The organism is Stenotrophomonas sp. I18B00994 (assembly GCF_014145825.1).
Classification (GTDB): Bacteria; Pseudomonadota; Gammaproteobacteria; order Xanthomonadales; family Xanthomonadaceae; genus Stenotrophomonas; species Stenotrophomonas maltophilia.
In genome coordinates this window covers 246851-263222 of the sequence record NZ_JACIUW010000001.1, presented here as the reverse complement: position 1 = coordinate 263222, position 16372 = coordinate 246851, and the positions used below count along the sequence as shown (strand labels likewise).

At 63.2% G+C, this 16372-nt stretch carries 12 protein-coding genes; 7 read left to right on the top strand and 5 right to left on the bottom strand.

Annotated features, from left to right (window positions below; genetic code table 11):
• Positions 1-12: 12 nt before the first annotated feature.
• Together H4O10_RS01230 and H4O10_RS01225 are read left to right on the top strand one after the other, a co-directional pair.
• Positions 13-3006, top strand: a complete 2994-nt coding sequence (locus H4O10_RS01230) for a Tn3 family transposase (protein ID WP_012480231.1) — start codon at positions 13-15, stop codon at positions 3004-3006.
• 787 nt (positions 3007-3793) lie between these two features.
• Positions 3794-4252 (top strand): hypothetical protein, encoded by a 459-nt coding sequence (locus H4O10_RS01225; protein ID WP_012480233.1) that lies wholly within the window; start codon positions 3794-3796, stop codon positions 4250-4252.
• Between the two features lie 50 nt (positions 4253-4302).
• Here the strand turns inward: H4O10_RS01225 and H4O10_RS01220 are convergent, their stop codons facing one another.
• Genes H4O10_RS01220 through H4O10_RS01205 form a run of 4 tightly spaced genes read right to left on the bottom strand, consistent with a single transcriptional unit; the run spans position 4303 to position 8044 of the window.
• Positions 4303-6228, bottom strand: coding sequence for a DUF4209 domain-containing protein (locus H4O10_RS01220; protein WP_012480234.1), 1926 nt, complete (start codon positions 6226-6228; stop codon positions 4303-4305).
• Positions 6206-6679 (bottom strand): hypothetical protein, encoded by a 474-nt coding sequence (locus H4O10_RS01215; protein WP_012480235.1) that lies wholly within the window; start codon positions 6677-6679, stop codon positions 6206-6208. Before H4O10_RS01215 ends, H4O10_RS01220 begins: the two co-directional genes overlap by 23 nt.
• Positions 6666-7103, bottom strand: a complete 438-nt coding sequence (locus H4O10_RS01210; RefSeq protein ID WP_012480236.1) for a hypothetical protein — start codon at positions 7101-7103, stop codon at positions 6666-6668. Before H4O10_RS01210 ends, H4O10_RS01215 begins: the two co-directional genes overlap by 14 nt.
• Positions 7100-8044 carry a DNA-binding protein gene (locus tag H4O10_RS01205; RefSeq protein WP_012480237.1) on the bottom strand — a complete coding sequence of 315 codons (945 nt, stop codon included), beginning with the start codon at positions 8042-8044 and terminating at the stop codon, positions 7100-7102. Before H4O10_RS01205 ends, H4O10_RS01210 begins: the two co-directional genes overlap by 4 nt.
• Before the next feature lie 105 nt (positions 8045-8149).
• On the opposite strand from H4O10_RS01205, the gene H4O10_RS01200 reads away from it, so the two are divergent.
• Both H4O10_RS01200 and H4O10_RS01195 read left to right on the top strand, forming a co-directional pair.
• Positions 8150-9229 carry a site-specific integrase gene (locus tag H4O10_RS01200; RefSeq protein ID WP_044570177.1) on the top strand — a complete coding sequence of 360 codons (1080 nt, stop codon included), beginning with the start codon at positions 8150-8152 and terminating at the stop codon, positions 9227-9229.
• Between the two features lie 153 nt (positions 9230-9382).
• Positions 9383-12346 (top strand): hypothetical protein, encoded by a 2964-nt coding sequence (locus tag H4O10_RS01195; RefSeq protein ID WP_012480239.1) that lies wholly within the window; start codon positions 9383-9385, stop codon positions 12344-12346.
• Position 12347: 1 nt separating this feature from the next.
• Here H4O10_RS01195 and H4O10_RS01190 read toward each other — a convergent pair whose 3' ends face one another.
• Entirely contained in the window at positions 12348-13241 is an 894-nt protein-coding gene (locus tag H4O10_RS01190; RefSeq protein ID WP_044570182.1) for a WYL domain-containing protein, read from the bottom strand.
• A gap of 190 nt (positions 13242-13431) precedes the next feature.
• Between H4O10_RS01190 and H4O10_RS22155 the strand changes: the two genes are divergently transcribed.
• The 3 genes from H4O10_RS22155 to H4O10_RS01175 all read left to right on the top strand — a co-directional run bounded on the left by H4O10_RS22155 (position 13432) and on the right by H4O10_RS01175 (position 15593).
• Complete coding sequence (locus H4O10_RS22155; RefSeq protein WP_049886009.1) at positions 13432-13659, top strand: DUF1508 domain-containing protein; 228 nt, start codon at positions 13432-13434, stop codon at positions 13657-13659.
• 168 nt (positions 13660-13827) lie between these two features.
• Positions 13828-14463 (top strand): hypothetical protein, encoded by a 636-nt coding sequence (locus H4O10_RS01180; protein WP_099596231.1) that lies wholly within the window; start codon positions 13828-13830, stop codon positions 14461-14463.
• Entirely contained in the window at positions 14460-15593 is a 1134-nt protein-coding gene (locus H4O10_RS01175; protein ID WP_049441530.1) for a hypothetical protein, read from the top strand. Before H4O10_RS01180 ends, H4O10_RS01175 begins: the two co-directional genes overlap by 4 nt.
• Positions 15594-16372 lie beyond the last annotated feature (779 nt).

The following is a 16372-nucleotide window of genomic DNA, read 5'->3' as shown; positions in this document are numbered from 1 at the left end:
CCTCCGGATCCAATGGCTACCCTTCACGAGACCGCCTACCCGCGACTGAAGCCTGATCCCACCGCCAAGGAACTGGAGGAGATCTATACCCCGACCGCCGCTGAGATTGCATTCGCCAAGCAGCTGACCACCCAGCCGGGTCCGCAGCTGGCGGTACTGATTCATCTCAAGCTCTTCCAACGCTTGGGCTACTTCACGCTGTTGGCCGACGTACCCGAGCGGATCCGGAAGCACATCGCCAAGGCCGCCCGACTCGGGAGCGTATTGGACACCGACCAGCTCGAACGCTACGACGCTTCCGGCAGCCAGCGCCGGCATATGCCGCAGCTTCGGCAATTCATCGGGGTACGTCCCCTGGATAAATCGGGCTTGGCTTGGCTGGACACAGTGGCCACCGGAGCAGCCCAGACCAAGCACACCATCCCGGACATCGTGAACGTCCTGCTCGAAGAGCTGGTGCACCATCGCTACGAACTGCCCGGTTTCCGCACTCTGGAGCTGGCCGCCATCGGCGCCCGTGAGCGGGTCAATCTGGGCTACTACCGCAGCATCAGCCACGCGCTGACGCCTGCCACGCGCACGCTCATCGACGAACTGCTGCGCGCACCGGAAGGGTCCAGGTTCACCGGCTGGCAATCACTCAAGCGCGAGCCCGGCCGGCCCACCAACAAGGAAGTTCGGTTCTACCTGCAGCACATCCGCATGCTGCAGCAGTTGGCCGACCAGCTGCCTCCCATCGATGTGCCGGTGCCCAAGCTCAAGCAGTTCCGTGCAATGGCTCGGGCCTATGACGCCAGCGAGCTGGCCGAACTGGCTCCGGACAAGCGCTATGCGCTGGCCACCATCTTCATTCGCGCCCAGCATGCCAAGACACTGGATGATGCAGCCGAGTTGTTCATCAAGCAGGTGCGCGGGCTGGAGAACACGGCCCAGCAGAAATTGCTGGCCTACCAGCTCGAACATGCCAAACGGGCCGACTTCCTCATCGGCCAGCTCAAGGAAATCCTGCAGGCCTATCAGCTAGACGGCAGCGATAGTCAGCGCGTGGATGCCATCGACAACAGCCTGGAAGCGGAAGTGTCGACCTTGCTGGCCGAATGCGAAGAACATATGGCCTACGCCGGGAAGAACTACCTGCCTTTCATGCTGCAGCCCTATGGCGCGGTCAGGCCGCTGCTGTTCAATGGGCTGGAGCTGATGAAACTTCGGGCGACCAGCCACGACGCCGGCATGGAGCCGCTGATCGCAGCGGTGCTCTCGCTGCGCAACCAGCGCCGTGAGCTGATCGAGGTCGCCTCCCTCGGTTTGGACCCGGAAAAGGACTTTGACTGGATGTCCAAGCTCTGGTGTCAGCACGTGTTCGGCAAGCGGGCCAGTGCAGCCGGCGCCGGCTGGATGCACCGTAAGTACTTCGAGCTGGCCGTGCTGGTGCAGGTCAAGGACGAACTGAAGTCCGGAGATCTCTTCATTCCCAGCAGCGAACGGTTTGATGACTACCGTGAGCAGCTGGTCGATGAAGCCACCTTGGCCCAGGAACTGGAAGCCTACGGCCAGGTGTCAGGCCTGCCCACCGACGCCGAGTCTTTCGTGGCGGGATTACGTGCACAACTGACCTCCCTGGCCGATGAGGTCGACGCGCGTTTCCCGGAGAACGTACATGCGGACATCCTGGATGGGCGCCTGGTGCTGCGGAAGGGGCAACGCGCCGAAGTCTCCAGCGCGATTACCACGGTGGATCGCCTCATCGCCGAACGGCTTCCAGAATCCAGCATCGTCGATGTCCTGATCGATGCCAGCCAATGGCTGGATCTGCACCGTTTCTTCCGCCCGATCGCCGGCACCGAGAGCCAGGTCGAAGATCTGCCCCGACGTGTGATCACCACGCCATTCTGCTATGGCTGCAACCTGGGGCCGACGCAGACGGCGCGGTCGATCAAGGGCTTCAGCCGGCGCCAAGTCGCTTGGCTCAACCTGAAATACGTGACCGAGGATGTGCTTGAGAAGGCCATCGTGGAGGTCATCAATACCTACAACAAATTCGACCTGCCTGGCTATTGGGGCAGCGGCAAGAGCGCATCAGCTGATGGCACGAAGTGGAGCGTCTACGAGGACAACCTGCTGTCGGAGTATCACATCCGCTACGGCGGCTACGGTGGCATCGGCTACTACCACGTGTCCGACAAATACGTAGCGCTGTTCAGCCACTTCATTCCCTGTGGCGTGCACGAGGGCATCTACATCCTCGACGGTCTGTTGGCCAACACTTCCGACATCCAGCCTGAGATCGTCCATGGCGACACGCAGGCCCAAAGCTATCCGGTCTTCGGCCTGGCCCACATGCTGGGCATCCAGCTGATGCCCCGGATCCGGAACATCAAGGACCTGACATTCTTTCGGCCCGAACCGGGTAGGGCTTATAAGAACATCCAGGCACTGTTCGGGGACAGCATCGACTGGCGACTGATCGCCACCCATCTCCACGACATGCTGCGGGTGGTGATCTCAATCCGATTGGGCAAGATCACCGCGTCCTCGATCCTGCGCCGGCTGGGCACCTACAGCCGGAAGAACAAGCTGTACTTCGCCTTCCGGGAACTTGGCAAGGCCGTTCGAACGCTGTTCTTGCTGCGCTACATTGATGACAATGAGATCCGCAAAACGATCCATGCTGCCACCAACAAGAGCGAGGAATACAACGGCTTCGTGAAATGGGTGTTCTTTGGCAGCCAGGGGATCATTGCTGAGAACGTCCAACACGAGCAGCGCAAGATCATCAAGTACAGCCAGCTGGTGGCCAACATGATCATCCTCCACAACGTGGAAGGCATGAGCCGGACCTTGGCCGAGATGAGGAAGGAGGGGATTGAACTGACGCCCGAGATCCTGGCCGGCCTGTCGCCTTATCGGACCAGCCACATCAATCGCTTCGGCGACTACCACCTGGATCTTGAAAGGGAAGTGGCGCCGCTGAGCTACACAGCCAAGGTGCTTGAACAGACCCCATAGATGGGGAGAACCTGATCGAGAGACGAGCAATCAACCTTGAAATTCAGTCGCTTAGGCAGCTTTTGGCCCTGTACGTAATGATTCCCTGCCGACCCTCAACGTTTGTCGAAGATCAGGCCGAAGGGCGCATAGCGTCCGTAGTTCTAGCGGTTGACCAGCCCTGCCGCCAACGCCGCCCGAGGCGCCTCGGTGAAGCAGACGCAGCGATAGCCCCCTGTGATCCGGTGATCGCTGCCCCGTAGATAGCCGTCGCCTAGGATGCTGCGCAGCCTGCTGCAGGCCGCGTCCGGAGTGTCACCTTGGGTGAAATGAATCAGCTCACGCGTCAGGTCCCAGCGGGGCATGATCGTCCTCCGTGTCTGTATGGCGATGTGCGTGCAGGCGGGGCCTGCGCGCCAGTCTACTGCATCGATCGGCTCTGATATTCCTCCACGACCCGCAGGATGTCCGGCTCATATCCTGTGGCTCCCACAGCATCGATGCGCTCTGCCGGGACGCGGTGGGCTCGTTCTTCCCTGCGGCGCGTCTATACTTCATCTCAAATTCCAACCGCCAGCCCGCGAGCCCGCCAGTCGCCGGTAGTCATCGCGAGCTCGAGTGGCAGATGGCAAGGCGGCCGGAGCCAGGCGCTGGGGCACGCTATTGGAATGGGGAGCGCCTTCTTGACTCAAAGCAGGCCACGATTTGCGGTGTCGCCACGACGGAGCCCTCGCATCATCCTGTGCGCCCGCGGGGGGTGCCGATGCGTTGTACCCTTGCCCTTGGATCGTATGGTGGCGTAATCGCAATGACAAAATCAGCGAAGTACTCGCGTATTCCGACTGCAGATGACATTGCGGCATTCACTGGGATGCATTGTGCGCGCAAGTACCGCGACGCCGTCGACAGCGGCTGGCGCTGCCCCTGCTGTGGTCGGACCGCGCAGCAGCTGATCCGCTGGACGGAGATCCGTGGGCCCTCGTGGCGCGCCAGGTTCGGCGATGCGTATGGCATGGGATTCAGCATTACCATGGCGGAGCATCATTGCCATGGTGACGGGCGCTTTCCGGATACGTTGATCTGTGGTGATTGCAACAGCGCCGATGGGGCTGCTAAACGAAAGTTGCGTCTCCCCGAGAGCTGGTCGTTCTCGCCGCAAGAACTGGCACTGTTCGTCAAGGTCGCACCCTACAGCGGGCAGACCTGTATCAACTATGAGCTTGCACTGCGGATATTCCAGCAGCAGACCGCAGGCCGCTGGCTCTAGCGAAGACTCGTGAACGCCGACCCATTGTCGGCCTTGCTGTGGCGCTTCATCTAGGTGGCGCCCGCCTCGCCGTCCATTGCCTGCTTGGGCTCAGCTAGCTCACAAAATGGCCTGAGCACGATCCGTAGCATGAGCCACCACACGGCCATGGCCGCAGGGCTGCTCAGCTCTCTATCCGACATCAAGCCATGAGCATACCGATTGCGCAGATTGGCACCGGCGGGATGCGTCATCAGGGCTTTCAACTCGAAGTTCATGCCGGCGGGCAGAATGCCGCGCTGAGCATCCAACTCCAGCAGCAGGGTCAATGACCGCTCGTTCTCCCCGTCAAGCTCGTTCGCGACCCGCGTGTCGATGCCGTGGCGCTTGAGGTCGGCGCGGACGAAGGCCTCGACCATCGGAATGAGATTGATTGCCGCATCAATCCAGCGGAACTGTAGTCCGGCGTACAGCCCGCGGGCAATCTGCCAGGCGTGGCCGTGCGGGGTCGCCGGACTGTACCGAACGAGAGAAAGCACGTCATCGAACGCGCTGCTGAACCGCTCGGACAGCGTCCGCAGGGCGATGTCGATCAATGGCGCCAGCACGCGAGGGTAGCGCTCGTCGCACAAGCGCTCGATGGCGGCCGCCTCCACATGTACTGGGTCGTTTGCGTCGAAGGGCCCTTGGGATCGGATGGGGGCTCCCTCCGCATCCAGGTGGGTGCTGCCAAAGAAGGATCCGAAGAACTCCCCGCGCTTCTCCGCGATGGCGCGCTGGCGCTCCCGTTCGGGGTCCGGATGGTCCAGTGCCGCGAAGGCAATCTTCAGCAGAGCCAGTTGGTAATCGGCCGAGGCCACGTGTTCTTGCGCCCATTCGTGAATGTGCCTGACATCGACCTGTAGCTGGATCTCGCCCACCTCGTCGGCGATACGCAGCCGGACATCAGCGAGCTCGCTTTGCAGCCGCTGCACCCGCTCGGCATCGCCGTGGTAGCGCCTCAGCTCGGCGATGGCCTGGGCAAGCCAGGCCGCCTTCACGGCGGCACTTGCGACGTTGCCGGCGCGTGCAACGAGCGCTTCCGCAGCGTGTCGGCCTGCGGCGCGAGCGCGTGCGAGTTCGCGCTCCGACTCCCACAACCGCCGCGCCAGGCTGAACAGCCGGTGTTGGATCTCGCTATCAATGTCCTCGGTTGGCGCGGTCGCACGCGCCGTCGTCTCCAGCAGTTCGGCCGCTTCCCGCGCATGATCGGACGGACGGTCGAGCAGCTCGGTCACGTAACCATCGGCCATGCCCGGGAAGGGGCCGCGCAAAGTGCGACGGAACAGGGCCATGAAGGAGCGCCAGACTTGCTGCTGGAACGCGACATCCTTCTTCTTTGCCGGCCAGCCCAGGGCCAAGGCCCGGCGCAGGTGGGTGACGGTGTGGATTTCCACGTCCGCGGTCGTCGCCTCAGCCTCGCGCACCAGCTGCAGGTAGGCGTCAGCCCCAAGCGCGGCCAACGCGTGACGTTCGCGCCCTTGGGCATGAGGCGAGGCCAACACCACCTCCGCACAGCGCGCCCGGATCCAGGTCAGCTGGGTGGTCCGGGCGATTGCCATCACGGCGGCGCAGTCGTTGGCGTCCATGTCGCGCAGTCCAGCGCTCCAGCGCTCCGGGGTGATGTAGCGCGGGGTCAGCAGCTCATCGCCGCCCACCTGCAGGTGCATGGACGCCAGGCACGCAAGCAGCCGCAGCAGCGCCGCCGTGGTGCGGTCGCCGGTGGATTCCTGCTGGTGCGCGATGGCCGCCAGGGTCTGTGCCAAGCGCCATCCATCGCTGCTCCAGTCTACGTCGGCGATGAGCTGCTCCCAGGCGCCGTCGGCCAGCCAGTCGGCGCAGAAGGGCATCTGCAGCAGCGACCGCCGCCGCGCCGCCGGCGGCGCAGGACCCGGAGGCGGGTCGGCGTGATCGGCGGCCGAGGAGGTCCCTGCACTACTCACGTTGCTCTCCCTCATGGATCGTGGTACCGGCGCGCGGGGCGGGGCTGCCGGAGTCGGATGACGCGGACGTGGCTGGTGGTGGGTTGTCCAGCAAGCCTTTGGATGCGGCCAATGCGTGCAGGCTCTGCATCAGTGCCTCGCATTGCCCCAGGGCGGTGACCAGCATCTCCGATAGCTGGTGGGCAGTGAAGCCCACCTGGTGCCCCAGCTCGAAGGTCAGGAGACGCTCGACGGTCCGCGCCTGCACCTCGCCGCCGTCCCTGAGGAAGATACCCTCCCCCAGATCCAGCGGCATCAGCTGGGGCTCCCCGCCCACGGGGTGCAGCCACAGATCGAGGCCAATCCATTTCACCAACAGGTGCTCACGTCCGCCAACGAGATCTTTAGGGCCGACCAGCCCCAGCCGGTGGACCAGGCAGTTGCGTGCATCCCAGAAGGTGGACAGGCAATCGCTATGGGGGGGCATCGATACCGAAGGTCTCCCGCAGCAATTCCAGCTTGCGCCCAATCCCCGTGTGTTCGAACGCCGTGGGGACCGTGGGCACCGGGGCGTCCGGCGGCAGGCGGCCGCCCTGACTGAGGCTGATCAGCGCCGCGGCCAGGTAGAGATCGTGCAGGTAGCGCTCCAGGAACGCACACAGTTCGCGCACCCCGTTGGTCAGGATCCACAGCTGGAACTCGTCGGCAATGTGGGCGACGGCCTCGTGGCTCAAGTTGGTGGGGATGAAATGGTAGCGGGTGTCGGCCGGGGCCAGCTCCAGTGACGCCGGCGTGGCGCTGCGGGCGGCATTCAAGCCCAACGACATGAAGGCCGCGACCCGTCGGACTCCGCGTTGGAGCGTCGCGGTGATCCGGGGCAGGTCCAGCTGGACGGTGCCGGCCGGGGTCATGGCCGGGGCCTCGCGCGGCGAGCCGGCCGCGCGGTGGCGGCGACAGCGCCGGTTTCCCTGGGCTTGCGCGTGCGGCCGGTCGTCGCGGGGCGCCGTGCCGCCTGCTGGAGGGTAGCCACCAGCTCCCGCAGTGGTGCCAGTTGGGCGGCCGACTGCTCGGCGCGCAATGTCTGGGCGGTGAGCGCCGCGGCGGCCGCCTGCTGCTCCTGCCGACGCTCCTGCTCTTGCACTTGCTCGCGCTCGCGGAGGTGCTGGGCCAGTTGCGTGTGCTTGTGCACCTGCTGGGTCAGCTGGCGTGCCTTGATCCGCAGGCGGTCGACTTCCGCGTTGAGGCGATCTTCGGTGCTGCGGGCGTGCTCAGTCCACTCCTGCCGTTCGCGCTGATGGGTCACTTGCAGTTGGTCCTTCTCCTGGTGCAGCTCGGCCAGCTGCGCTTCCAGCCGTTCCTGGCGGGCATGGGCGCCATCGCGCTGGGCGCGCAGCTCCTGCGCCTGCGCGGCGGCCTCGGCGAGCTGGGTGCGCAGCAGGTCGATGCTGGTCTGCGCTGCCGTCGCGGCCGCGAGCGCTACCCGCATGTCCTGCTGCTCCTGCGCACGGCTCGCGCGCTCCGCCGCCAGGCGATCGCGCTCGTCTTCGAGCGCCGCCTGCTCCGTGCTCAGCGCCGCTCGGGCATGCTCCCCCGCCCCTTCCAGGGCGGCGGCCCAGCAGCGCTGGGCCAGGGTCAGCACCGCGGCCGGCACGTCGGGTTGGGCCGCCTCGCGGGCGCGTTGGCGCAGGCGTGTTCCCACGCTTGACCACCAGGTGTCCAAGTGACGGGTCACGGTATTGGGCGAGCCGGTGCCCAGGTGGGCGCGGATGCGCTCCACCGTGGGGCGCTCGCCGCCGGCGACGAGGTCATCGGCGGCGTTATGGACATCCAGTTCGGTCAGGCCGCGGGCCATGGGAGTCTCCGGTCAATGAAACGGCGGGTGGGGGCCGCTACTTCCGATAATGTAGAATTATCGGAACAACGACACCGAATCTGTAGTGAGGATCACATAGTACATATGAAAGTCGTCACTTCATTGACCGTCGATCAGCTCCCCACCCTGCCCGACCCGTCCCGGTTGTCGGCTCAGGCCGCCACCGCCGCTGAGCAGATTTTGGCTGCTGCGCGCAGCGCCAACACCACCCGCAGCTACCGCACCGCGCTGCGCTACTGGGCCGGTTGGTGCCAGGGTCGTTACGGCCGGCCGCTGCAGCTGCCGCTGCCGGCGGCAACGGTGGTGCAATTCATCGTCGACCACGTGGCCCGCGACACCGCTGAGGGCGTGCGCTGGGAGTTGCCGGCCGCACTGGACAAGGCGCTGGTGGCGGCCCGATTGAAGAGCCGCCCCGGACCCTGGCGATTGGCCACCCTCACCCATCGCGTCTCGGTGCTGAGCAAGGTCCACCAACTGCAGCAACTGGCCAATCCCATCGACAGCGCCGAGGTGCGTCAGCTGCTGGCCAGCGCCCGCCGCAGCGCGCACAAGCGTGGCGAACGCCCGCAGAAGAAGGCGGCCATTACCCGGATCGAGTTGCAGGCGCTGCTGGCCACCTGCGGAAACGACCTGGCCGGCCAGCGTGACCGCGCCCTGCTCTGCTTTGCCTTTGCCAGCGGCGGCCGCCGTCGCAGCGAAGTCGCCGCGGCGACGTTGGCGCACCTGCGCCCGCTGCCCGAGGGCGGATTCGTCTATCGGCTGGATCAGGGCAAGACGCTGCAGGATGGCCCCAAGGTCGGCGGCAGCCCCGATAAGCCGCTCGTGGGCGCGGCCGCCGTGGCATTGCAGGCCTGGCTGGAGGCGGCCAAGCTCACCGAAGGGGCGCTGTTCCGTCGCGTGTGGGGGACGCGGGTGGGTCCGGCACTGAGTGATCGCGCCATTGCACTGATCATCCAGCGCCGCGCTAAGCAGGCCGGTCTAGACGGAGACTTCGGCGGGCATAGCCTGCGCTCGGGCTTCGTTACCGAGGGCGCCAGGCAGGGCGTGGCACTGCCTGCGCTGATGGCCATGACCGATCATCGCTCCGTTGCGAGCGTAACCGGCTACTACCAATCGGGTGGAGCGCAATGCAATCCAGCGGCACGCCTGTTGGACGACGTTTAACTGGCCGTAGCTGGGCGGCCCATTGAGGCAACTCTGGCGCTATGCACTGTCCTGCCATCGCCATTGCAATGATCCCAAGCGTGTTGCGCCGTGTCGTGGCAGGTATGATGGGGCGTCGGTCACATTTTTGGGGGAAGTGTGGGTTGCGCTGATATGCAGGAAGCAGATGAGAGCTGTGGCAAGACTGCAGCCGCGCCGGAACAGGCGAAGCTCGCGCCGGACGAACAGACGGTCGGATTGGTTCTCCCGCTCTATGGCTACCATCAAGGCCCCCACCCTAGGGCTGGCCGACATGTCGGTTTGCGCAGATCGCTGCGAACTGCAGTGGTTTTGGGCACGCTGAGTGATCACACCGTGCTCGTCGCCGACGAAGAGGATGGACGCGTCTACCGCACCTCATCGGCCAGTTTAGTCACGGCTCGCCAAGCTGTTCGCCTAACACTTAGTGAGCATCTTGAGGTCGCCAGGCAATTGGCCCTCAAGGGCAATCGCTATGGCATTTCCATTCTGGCGGCCCACTTTCGTGGCATCAACGGCACTGCCTATGCCAGCCCGGCGGCCTTCGCCTGGTGTGTCCGCGCAATGTGTGAAGGCCACATGTTCAGGAGCGCAACTGCTGAGGTAGAGGCCTGGATTCAGGCTCAGATCGAGGCCTCCTCCGATTTAGGAGACGCCCTCCCTCCTCCCGCAGAGAGCGGTGAGATCGAGCTATGGTCTGGTAAGCCGGCGGAAGCGCAAGCTGCCACAGATGCGACATCGCGCTCACTTGAAAGTGCGCTGCAGCTCGGCGCCGATTCAATCGCCAAGGCCGACGGAGATTTTGAGCTCCAGCGAACGTACGCAGATAGTCACGGCAGCAGACTGGCGATCGACGTTCAGTCCGGCCTTCAAGTGGTCGTGCTGGGCCCCAGCAATGTCGAATCGGCAGAGGGATTTGTCGATGTCTTGTTTCTAGACAATCTCGAGGCTTGCGCCCGTCATGCTAGTGGCCTGAGTTTCGGTGACGACACCATCGATCCGGGTTGGCTATGGGAAGTGGTCACCGACTCGGCGCGTCACGGCAAATCTCCGCTCCCCATCGCGCTTTGGCTGGCTTCCTCGGATATTGGCCCCTCCGGTCAAGCGGACGCAAGCTTGGAGCGATCTTTAACGCGGATCTTCGGCGCCGCTTTTGCAGCCAGGCAGTGGGCGAATGATCGGCCTGCGCTCGCGCAGAAATGGATACGGCTCGCCCGAGAGTGCTGGCGATCTCTGCCTAAGGTGGAGCAATCGCGCGTCGCGGCTGCTATTCCTGAACTGGTATCGTCGCTTTCGAAGCGGCGGGCTCCAAGTCCCGCGGCCCCACTCCGAGCAGCTTTCCGCGCAACGATCGATGGGCTGCTGACGCGGCACCCCGTTCCTTTGATTGCGCGAGACAGGCCGCCTCCGCCGAGTGCAGCGGTAGAGATCGAGGGCATTGAAGCGGTTGATCTTGTGATCGAGGCGAATGCTGCTGCGCCTGTCATGGCAGTGCCGCGAGCAAGCAACGCTCAGTCTCGCAGACGGGTGGGCGCGGTTAAGTTTGGCAATTCACAGCGCGTCCTGCGCTTTGATTTGTCAGACCACGCACTGTTGGCTTCCGAGTGGGCCTTGGTGGACAAAGAGTCGGCCCATCTCGATGCGGTGACGTCGGCTCTCAGTTGGCTAGAGGCTCGAATGGGACTGAGCCTGCCCAAGACATGGCGAGAAGGGGCACACGAGATTGAGCGCCAAGGCGTCACGCTTCAATTGGAATCGGGTGAAGGCATCTTTGCTTTCCGGCTGGATCACCCTGACACGACTCACCCAACCCGGTGGTGGAGGATGGAGGCCACTGTCCTCGCGGGGATGGGGGGCGTCGGCGGCATGGTGGGCGTTCGCCTAAGCGCACGAGACCTGGTGTCCCTTCCGGCACCCTCTAGGACGGTTCCAGCTATTGTCCGTGAATGGGCCCGCTCGCCTGGGCTGGGTATCGCTGGTGCGCCCGCTGGAGCCCCTACATTCGTCCGTGATGAGGAGGGTATGTCGCGCCTGCTTGCCGCCGTCCAAGACAGCGGTCGCGACGCACCTCTGTGGGTAGTAGCCGCTCGCTTTGAGCTGATCAAGCCGCTGCAGGCTCTGGCCAGAATGTATGTCGTTGAGCCGGCGATGTGGGCCCAATATGCTACCCATTACGGTGCGCTGGCTCCGAGCACGGTCCATGTGTTTCAAAAGGCTGGCGGTACCAGGGCACACGTCGACATAAGCAAGGGACAGGGACTGGAGCAGCTACGTGAGTTGACTCTCCAAGCTCGGCACCGCCCTGAGGTTCCTGCGTTTCGAGACATTCGGAACGCCATAGCCGAAGCCAGGTTGCGTGCGTTGAGCAACGGGAAAGACTCGGCACTCAACGACGCCGTTCTTCCTCCGCCAGTTCCAACCGCTGAAGACATTCGGGCTTTGATTTCCAGGGAAGTCAGGGACTATGAAGAGTTGCTGCAAGTGGCCGAAGACGAGCGAAACGCTGCGGTCGCAGACCGAGACTCCGCCCTGCACGATCTGCAAACAACGACCGATGAGATAGTCGAGCTCAAGCGGCGCCTGCACAGCGCACAACTGCGGCTGGGATCTGCAGCTCCCACTGATGAGCCGACAACAGAGCGGGCCGCACCTCCGGCCACACTGGAGGGGCTCGCGGAGTGGGCAATCTCGCTGCGGCCTCGGGTGGTCTTCCCGGAAAAAACGCTCCGCTCTGCCAGCCGCGTGGCCCATAGCGAGACCGCGCTGATATATGCCTGTCTGGAACAACTGTCTGAAAGCTACTGGCGATCACGCTGGGCAGACGACGAAGCGAGTCGTCGCCAAGCGCGCGACGAGTGGGAGGAATTCCTGAAAGAGAATCGACTGCGGTTGTCCGGCGTTGGTGTTATTGCAGCCCGCCACTTGGGTGAGTATCGAGGCATCGTAGGCGGGTCGACCTACACCATGGACATGCATGTTGCAGGTAGTAACGCCCACGATCCGCTCCGCTGCCTGCGGATCTACTGCTACGTCGATGAGCTCAATCGCAGGGTGGTCGTAGGCCATTTGCCTACGCATCTGACCAATGCCTTGACCTAGCTCAGCCGCCCACAGACAGGCCCTGACGATCTTCGCGCATCCATTGGGCGACTTCGTCGGGGTTCCCCACGATGACATGCTGCCGAGCCGCATCGGGGTGAATCTCCAGCGAATCGAGATTCAGGTGGCGCAGCGTGTAGAACAGCATTGCTTTTCGGCAGGGAAGAATCAGCACGTCATCCTGCATCGCATAGTCCCGGGCCACCGCCGCCCGCTGGTTGGGCGTCAGCGCGGGGTGCGGGATTAGCTGAACCCCGACCTCCGTGAACCAGCCAATGTCGTTGCTTGGATCGATTGCGGGGGAGTCGGCATGGATCGTGTGGATCTCGAAGCGCCCGATGGCGAAATCCCGGAACATTAAGCGGGTGTGGCAGTAAGCCCGGACGTGCCATCTGAGGCCATCGTAGCCAAGCGCATGCGGGGAGATGGTCAGGCTGAGGGGCGCGTCCTCGTCCATGGACTGGTAACGGCCCTCTAACCTGTCGCCGTCGCGGATGGCTCGCACCCACGTGGAGATCTCCGTTGCCGCAATCGGGCGCGCAGGGGTGCCGACAATGCCGGTCAACGGCACATAGCCGATGAAGCTCTCATCTCGTGTCAGCAGGCCGCGCTCCAGGCCATACAACTCGAATAGGTACTGGCTGGACGTCGCGCGGCCGCTGACCGGCAGAAAGCCTGGCTGCGCACGGTAGGCCCGCGCACTCGGGTCGTACTCCATGTTGCCTGGCGCGATCTTGACGTACTCAGCTAGGTCAGAGGACGCCTGGGGGACGGATATGCCAAAAAAATCAATGAGATCGCGGCGATTCAAGCGACCGTCGTATTGCAATCGAAGATCGATGAAGGCTATACGCCGCGCTTGCCCCCAACGCAGCGAATGGGTTTCTGAAGACATGGACGCCTCGGTTTTGGGATGTCTAACGATAGCATCCGTACAGAAACTTGACACGCATACAAACTACACGGATAGTATGTATGCGGGTGATGTGCGGCCCTGCTTCGAAAGCGCGCTACCCACCCTTGAGCTGCCTCCGGGCTGCGGGGGAAGGACGTGGCGCGTTCCATCCAGAAGAGGAGAAGTGTTCATGCGTATTGAGATTTACCAGGACCGCGCCGGCGAATGGCGGTGGACGTTCTATGCCAGCAACGGTCGCAAGATTGCGGACTCCGGGGAAGGGTATGCGAGCGAGTACAACGCGGTGCGCGCAGCGCGGCGTCTGAAAGAGCTCGCTCCGAGCGCCCCGATCAAGCGGCGCGACGGCACCGTGCTGAACGAAAGCGCGCGTTCGGGCTTGGGGCCGGATCCGTTCTAAGACGGCAGCCTTTCGAATCTGCGCCATAGCAGCCCCCCCCCATGCCACCTGAGCGGACTCTGCTCTGGCACCGGGGGGGCATTCGCGGCGTTTCCCACCCGGTTGGGTGCGGGCGCCTCGCACTCGCAATCGCGGTGCCCTGCTCCCCTCATCGTCGGAGATCGGTCTATGGAACATGAGTACGCTGTCTTGGGCGGCTTCAACCGTGCCAATGTCGGCAAGTGGGTAATGGGGGCCTCTGTCGGGCTGGCCGCGGCAGTGAGCGCCTTGGCCGGCCTAGTTGTGGCATTGGTTGTGGATTTCGGTGTGGAAATGCCGCGACTGGTGCTCTGGCCGATCACCGCCGGCTCGATCTATCTACTGCTGTACGCGCTCTTTGACCGGTGGATGTGGCGGATACCGCACCTTTCTAGGTGGCTGCGCGTTCCCAATCTTTCTGGCACATGGGTCTGCCACGGGCAAAGCCTGCATGCTTCTGACGATCGCCCCCTCCTGGCATGGGAAGGCGAGGTCGAAATTGCACAGAGCTGGGACAAGATCCAGATTCGCCTCAGAACGCGCCAGTCCGTCTCCAAAAGCCTGTCGGCAGCGCTGATTTATGACTGCACAGATGGCTACCGCGTCCTCTACAACTATCGCAACGACCCGGGCATCGGCGAGCCTGAACTCAAGGGGCATCGCGGCTGCGCAGAACTGCTGTTCCGCGCCGACCTGACCGCTGCCACCGGTGAGTACTTCAACGGCCACGGCCGCTACACCTACGGAACCCTCACCCTGACCCGAAAGGAAACCACGACACCATGAGTGCGGACATCAACAAACGTTTGCGTGCGCTTGACGCGCGGCGCCATGGCTTCGATCGGAGCTCAGTCATCTTCGACTCCGCCTCCGGGTTTGAGGCACGCGCGCACCTGAGCGAGACCTATCAGAAACGCAGTAGTGGGTACCATACGCGCTATGCACTGGGCGCCATGCAAGCAGTAGCCGCCAGCTACACCGCCCTGAGTGTTGCCGAGGCCGAGCGTGTGCAAGCGCAAATTGCAACGCGATTGGACCGCGATGGGCTGAGCTGTACGTTCCGTCTGCAGGGCTCCGTTCCGGGCAACATTCATATCCGCGGCGTCAGTGATGTCGACTTCCTGGTTCTGGAGCAGCGGTTCCATCACTACGATGCGACGGGGGTCTTGGCGCTGGCTGGGCACTACCGTAACCCGTACCTGCCGTCAGCCGTCGATACATTGCTCGATCTGCGTCACCGACTGGAGGCGGCGCTGAAGGACGCCTATCCGGCGGCGGAAGTCGACTGCACAGGTGCCAAGGCCATCCGGCTGTCGGGTGGATCTCTGCGTCGCGAAGTTGATGTTGTGCCAGCTTCATGGAATGACACCGCCGAGTATCAGCGGACACAGTCCGAGGACTTCCGGGGCGTCAACATCCTCGACAAGCCTGCGCGTCAGTTGATCCACAACCTGCCCTTCCTGTATCTGCGACGCCTGCGCGAACGTGATGACGAAACGTGGGGCGGGCTTAAAAAGGCCATTAGGCTTTGCAAGACACTGAAGGCGGACGCCATCAGCGACGGAAAGAAAGTTGAAATCAGCAGCTATGACATTGCCTCTGCACTGTGGAACGCTGCTGCTGGAACTCTGCAGGCGGGTATCGTTAAGGAACTCAGCATCCTCGCAGCAACGACCGACTACTTCGTGTATCTGGTCGCCAATCCTGCTTACGCGAAGACGCTTCAGACCCCAGATGGATCGCGCAGGGTATTTGACACCCAGGTCAAATTGGATGCCGCGGCGGTGCTCGCGCAGGAGCTGCTGGAGCTCTCTCGCGCCGTCAGTGAGGAACACGCCCCGCGCACAGCGCACGCCAGCCTGCAAAACGATTGGCTAAACACGCTCAAGCAAACCTCTGTGCCAGTTGTCGATTGAAAGCGTACCGCGTGGGAATGAAATCCCACTGACCTGAGCAGGTCGATCGTTGACGCCCCGCGAATAGCAACGGGGGCACTCAACAGGTTTGGGAAGTATCGGGCGCATGAGGTAGATTCCTCACGCTGGCGCCTGCGGTACAAAAGTATGCCACGCGCACGCCCCCCCCCTCCCTCACGAGAGGTCCGCGTCACCACCGCTTGGCCTGGCTGGACGTTGAGGCCCGCATGCCAGGAATGCTTGATGGCCGCAGTTTTGCGGATTGGTCGCTGTTGCTGGCGTGGTAACGCAATGCGCGCGGGTTTCCCGTCAGTTCTGCCAGTGACCCTCAGCCCTTAGATTGAGGTACTGGAGCATCTCAAAGTCAGTTCGCCTACTCGTCAGATAGTATCGAACGACGCGACCGGCAACGTGGTTCTTCATGCAGCCGCCGGCGATCTAGCGTCAGGGCCGCCTGGCACACTCAGAGAAGGATGTCTGGCGTGATGTCCGTGGGGTCATCGCGCATCTTATCGACCCGCTTGAGAATCCGCTCCCTTTCTCGCCCCAGAGCGATGACATACGCTAGATCCTCCTGTCGAACGCGGCCCCTGTCGCAATAAGCACGGTTCTTCTGTTGGTCCAGACGCAGGTGAATAGGGCAGCTTTTGCTGGCACCCGGCTGATGCAGCGCCCAGTTCGGAGAACAGCGGAATTGCTCATACAGCACCGATTGCCTGTTGGAACGGTCGATCAGTGAATGTAGACGGGCAAGGTTTGCAATCCACGCCTCAAACGAG

Coding starts and splice junctions, on each gene's coding strand:
- H4O10_RS01230 (WP_012480231.1), top strand. CDS start 13: ATGGCTACCCTTCACGAGACCGCCTACCCGCGACTGAAGCCTGATCCC.
- H4O10_RS01180 (WP_099596231.1), top strand. CDS start 13,828: ATGGAACATGAGTACGCTGTCTTGGGCGGCTTCAACCGTGCCAATGTC.
- H4O10_RS22155 (WP_049886009.1), top strand. CDS start 13,432: ATGCGTATTGAGATTTACCAGGACCGCGCCGGCGAATGGCGGTGGACG.
- H4O10_RS01210 (WP_012480236.1), bottom strand. CDS start 7,103: ATGACCCCGGCCGGCACCGTCCAGCTGGACCTGCCCCGGATCACCGCG.
- H4O10_RS01225 (WP_012480233.1), top strand. CDS start 3,794: ATGACAAAATCAGCGAAGTACTCGCGTATTCCGACTGCAGATGACATT.
- H4O10_RS01220 (WP_012480234.1), bottom strand. CDS start 6,228: ATGAGGGAGAGCAACGTGAGTAGTGCAGGGACCTCCTCGGCCGCCGAT.
- H4O10_RS01190 (WP_044570182.1), bottom strand. CDS start 13,241: ATGTCTTCAGAAACCCATTCGCTGCGTTGGGGGCAAGCGCGGCGTATA.
- H4O10_RS01200 (WP_044570177.1), top strand. CDS start 8,150: ATGAAAGTCGTCACTTCATTGACCGTCGATCAGCTCCCCACCCTGCCC.
- H4O10_RS01175 (WP_049441530.1), top strand. CDS start 14,460: ATGAGTGCGGACATCAACAAACGTTTGCGTGCGCTTGACGCGCGGCGC.
- H4O10_RS01205 (WP_012480237.1), bottom strand. CDS start 8,044: ATGGCCCGCGGCCTGACCGAACTGGATGTCCATAACGCCGCCGATGAC.
- H4O10_RS01195 (WP_012480239.1), top strand. CDS start 9,383: ATGCAGGAAGCAGATGAGAGCTGTGGCAAGACTGCAGCCGCGCCGGAA.
- H4O10_RS01215 (WP_012480235.1), bottom strand. CDS start 6,679: ATGCCCCCCCATAGCGATTGCCTGTCCACCTTCTGGGATGCACGCAAC.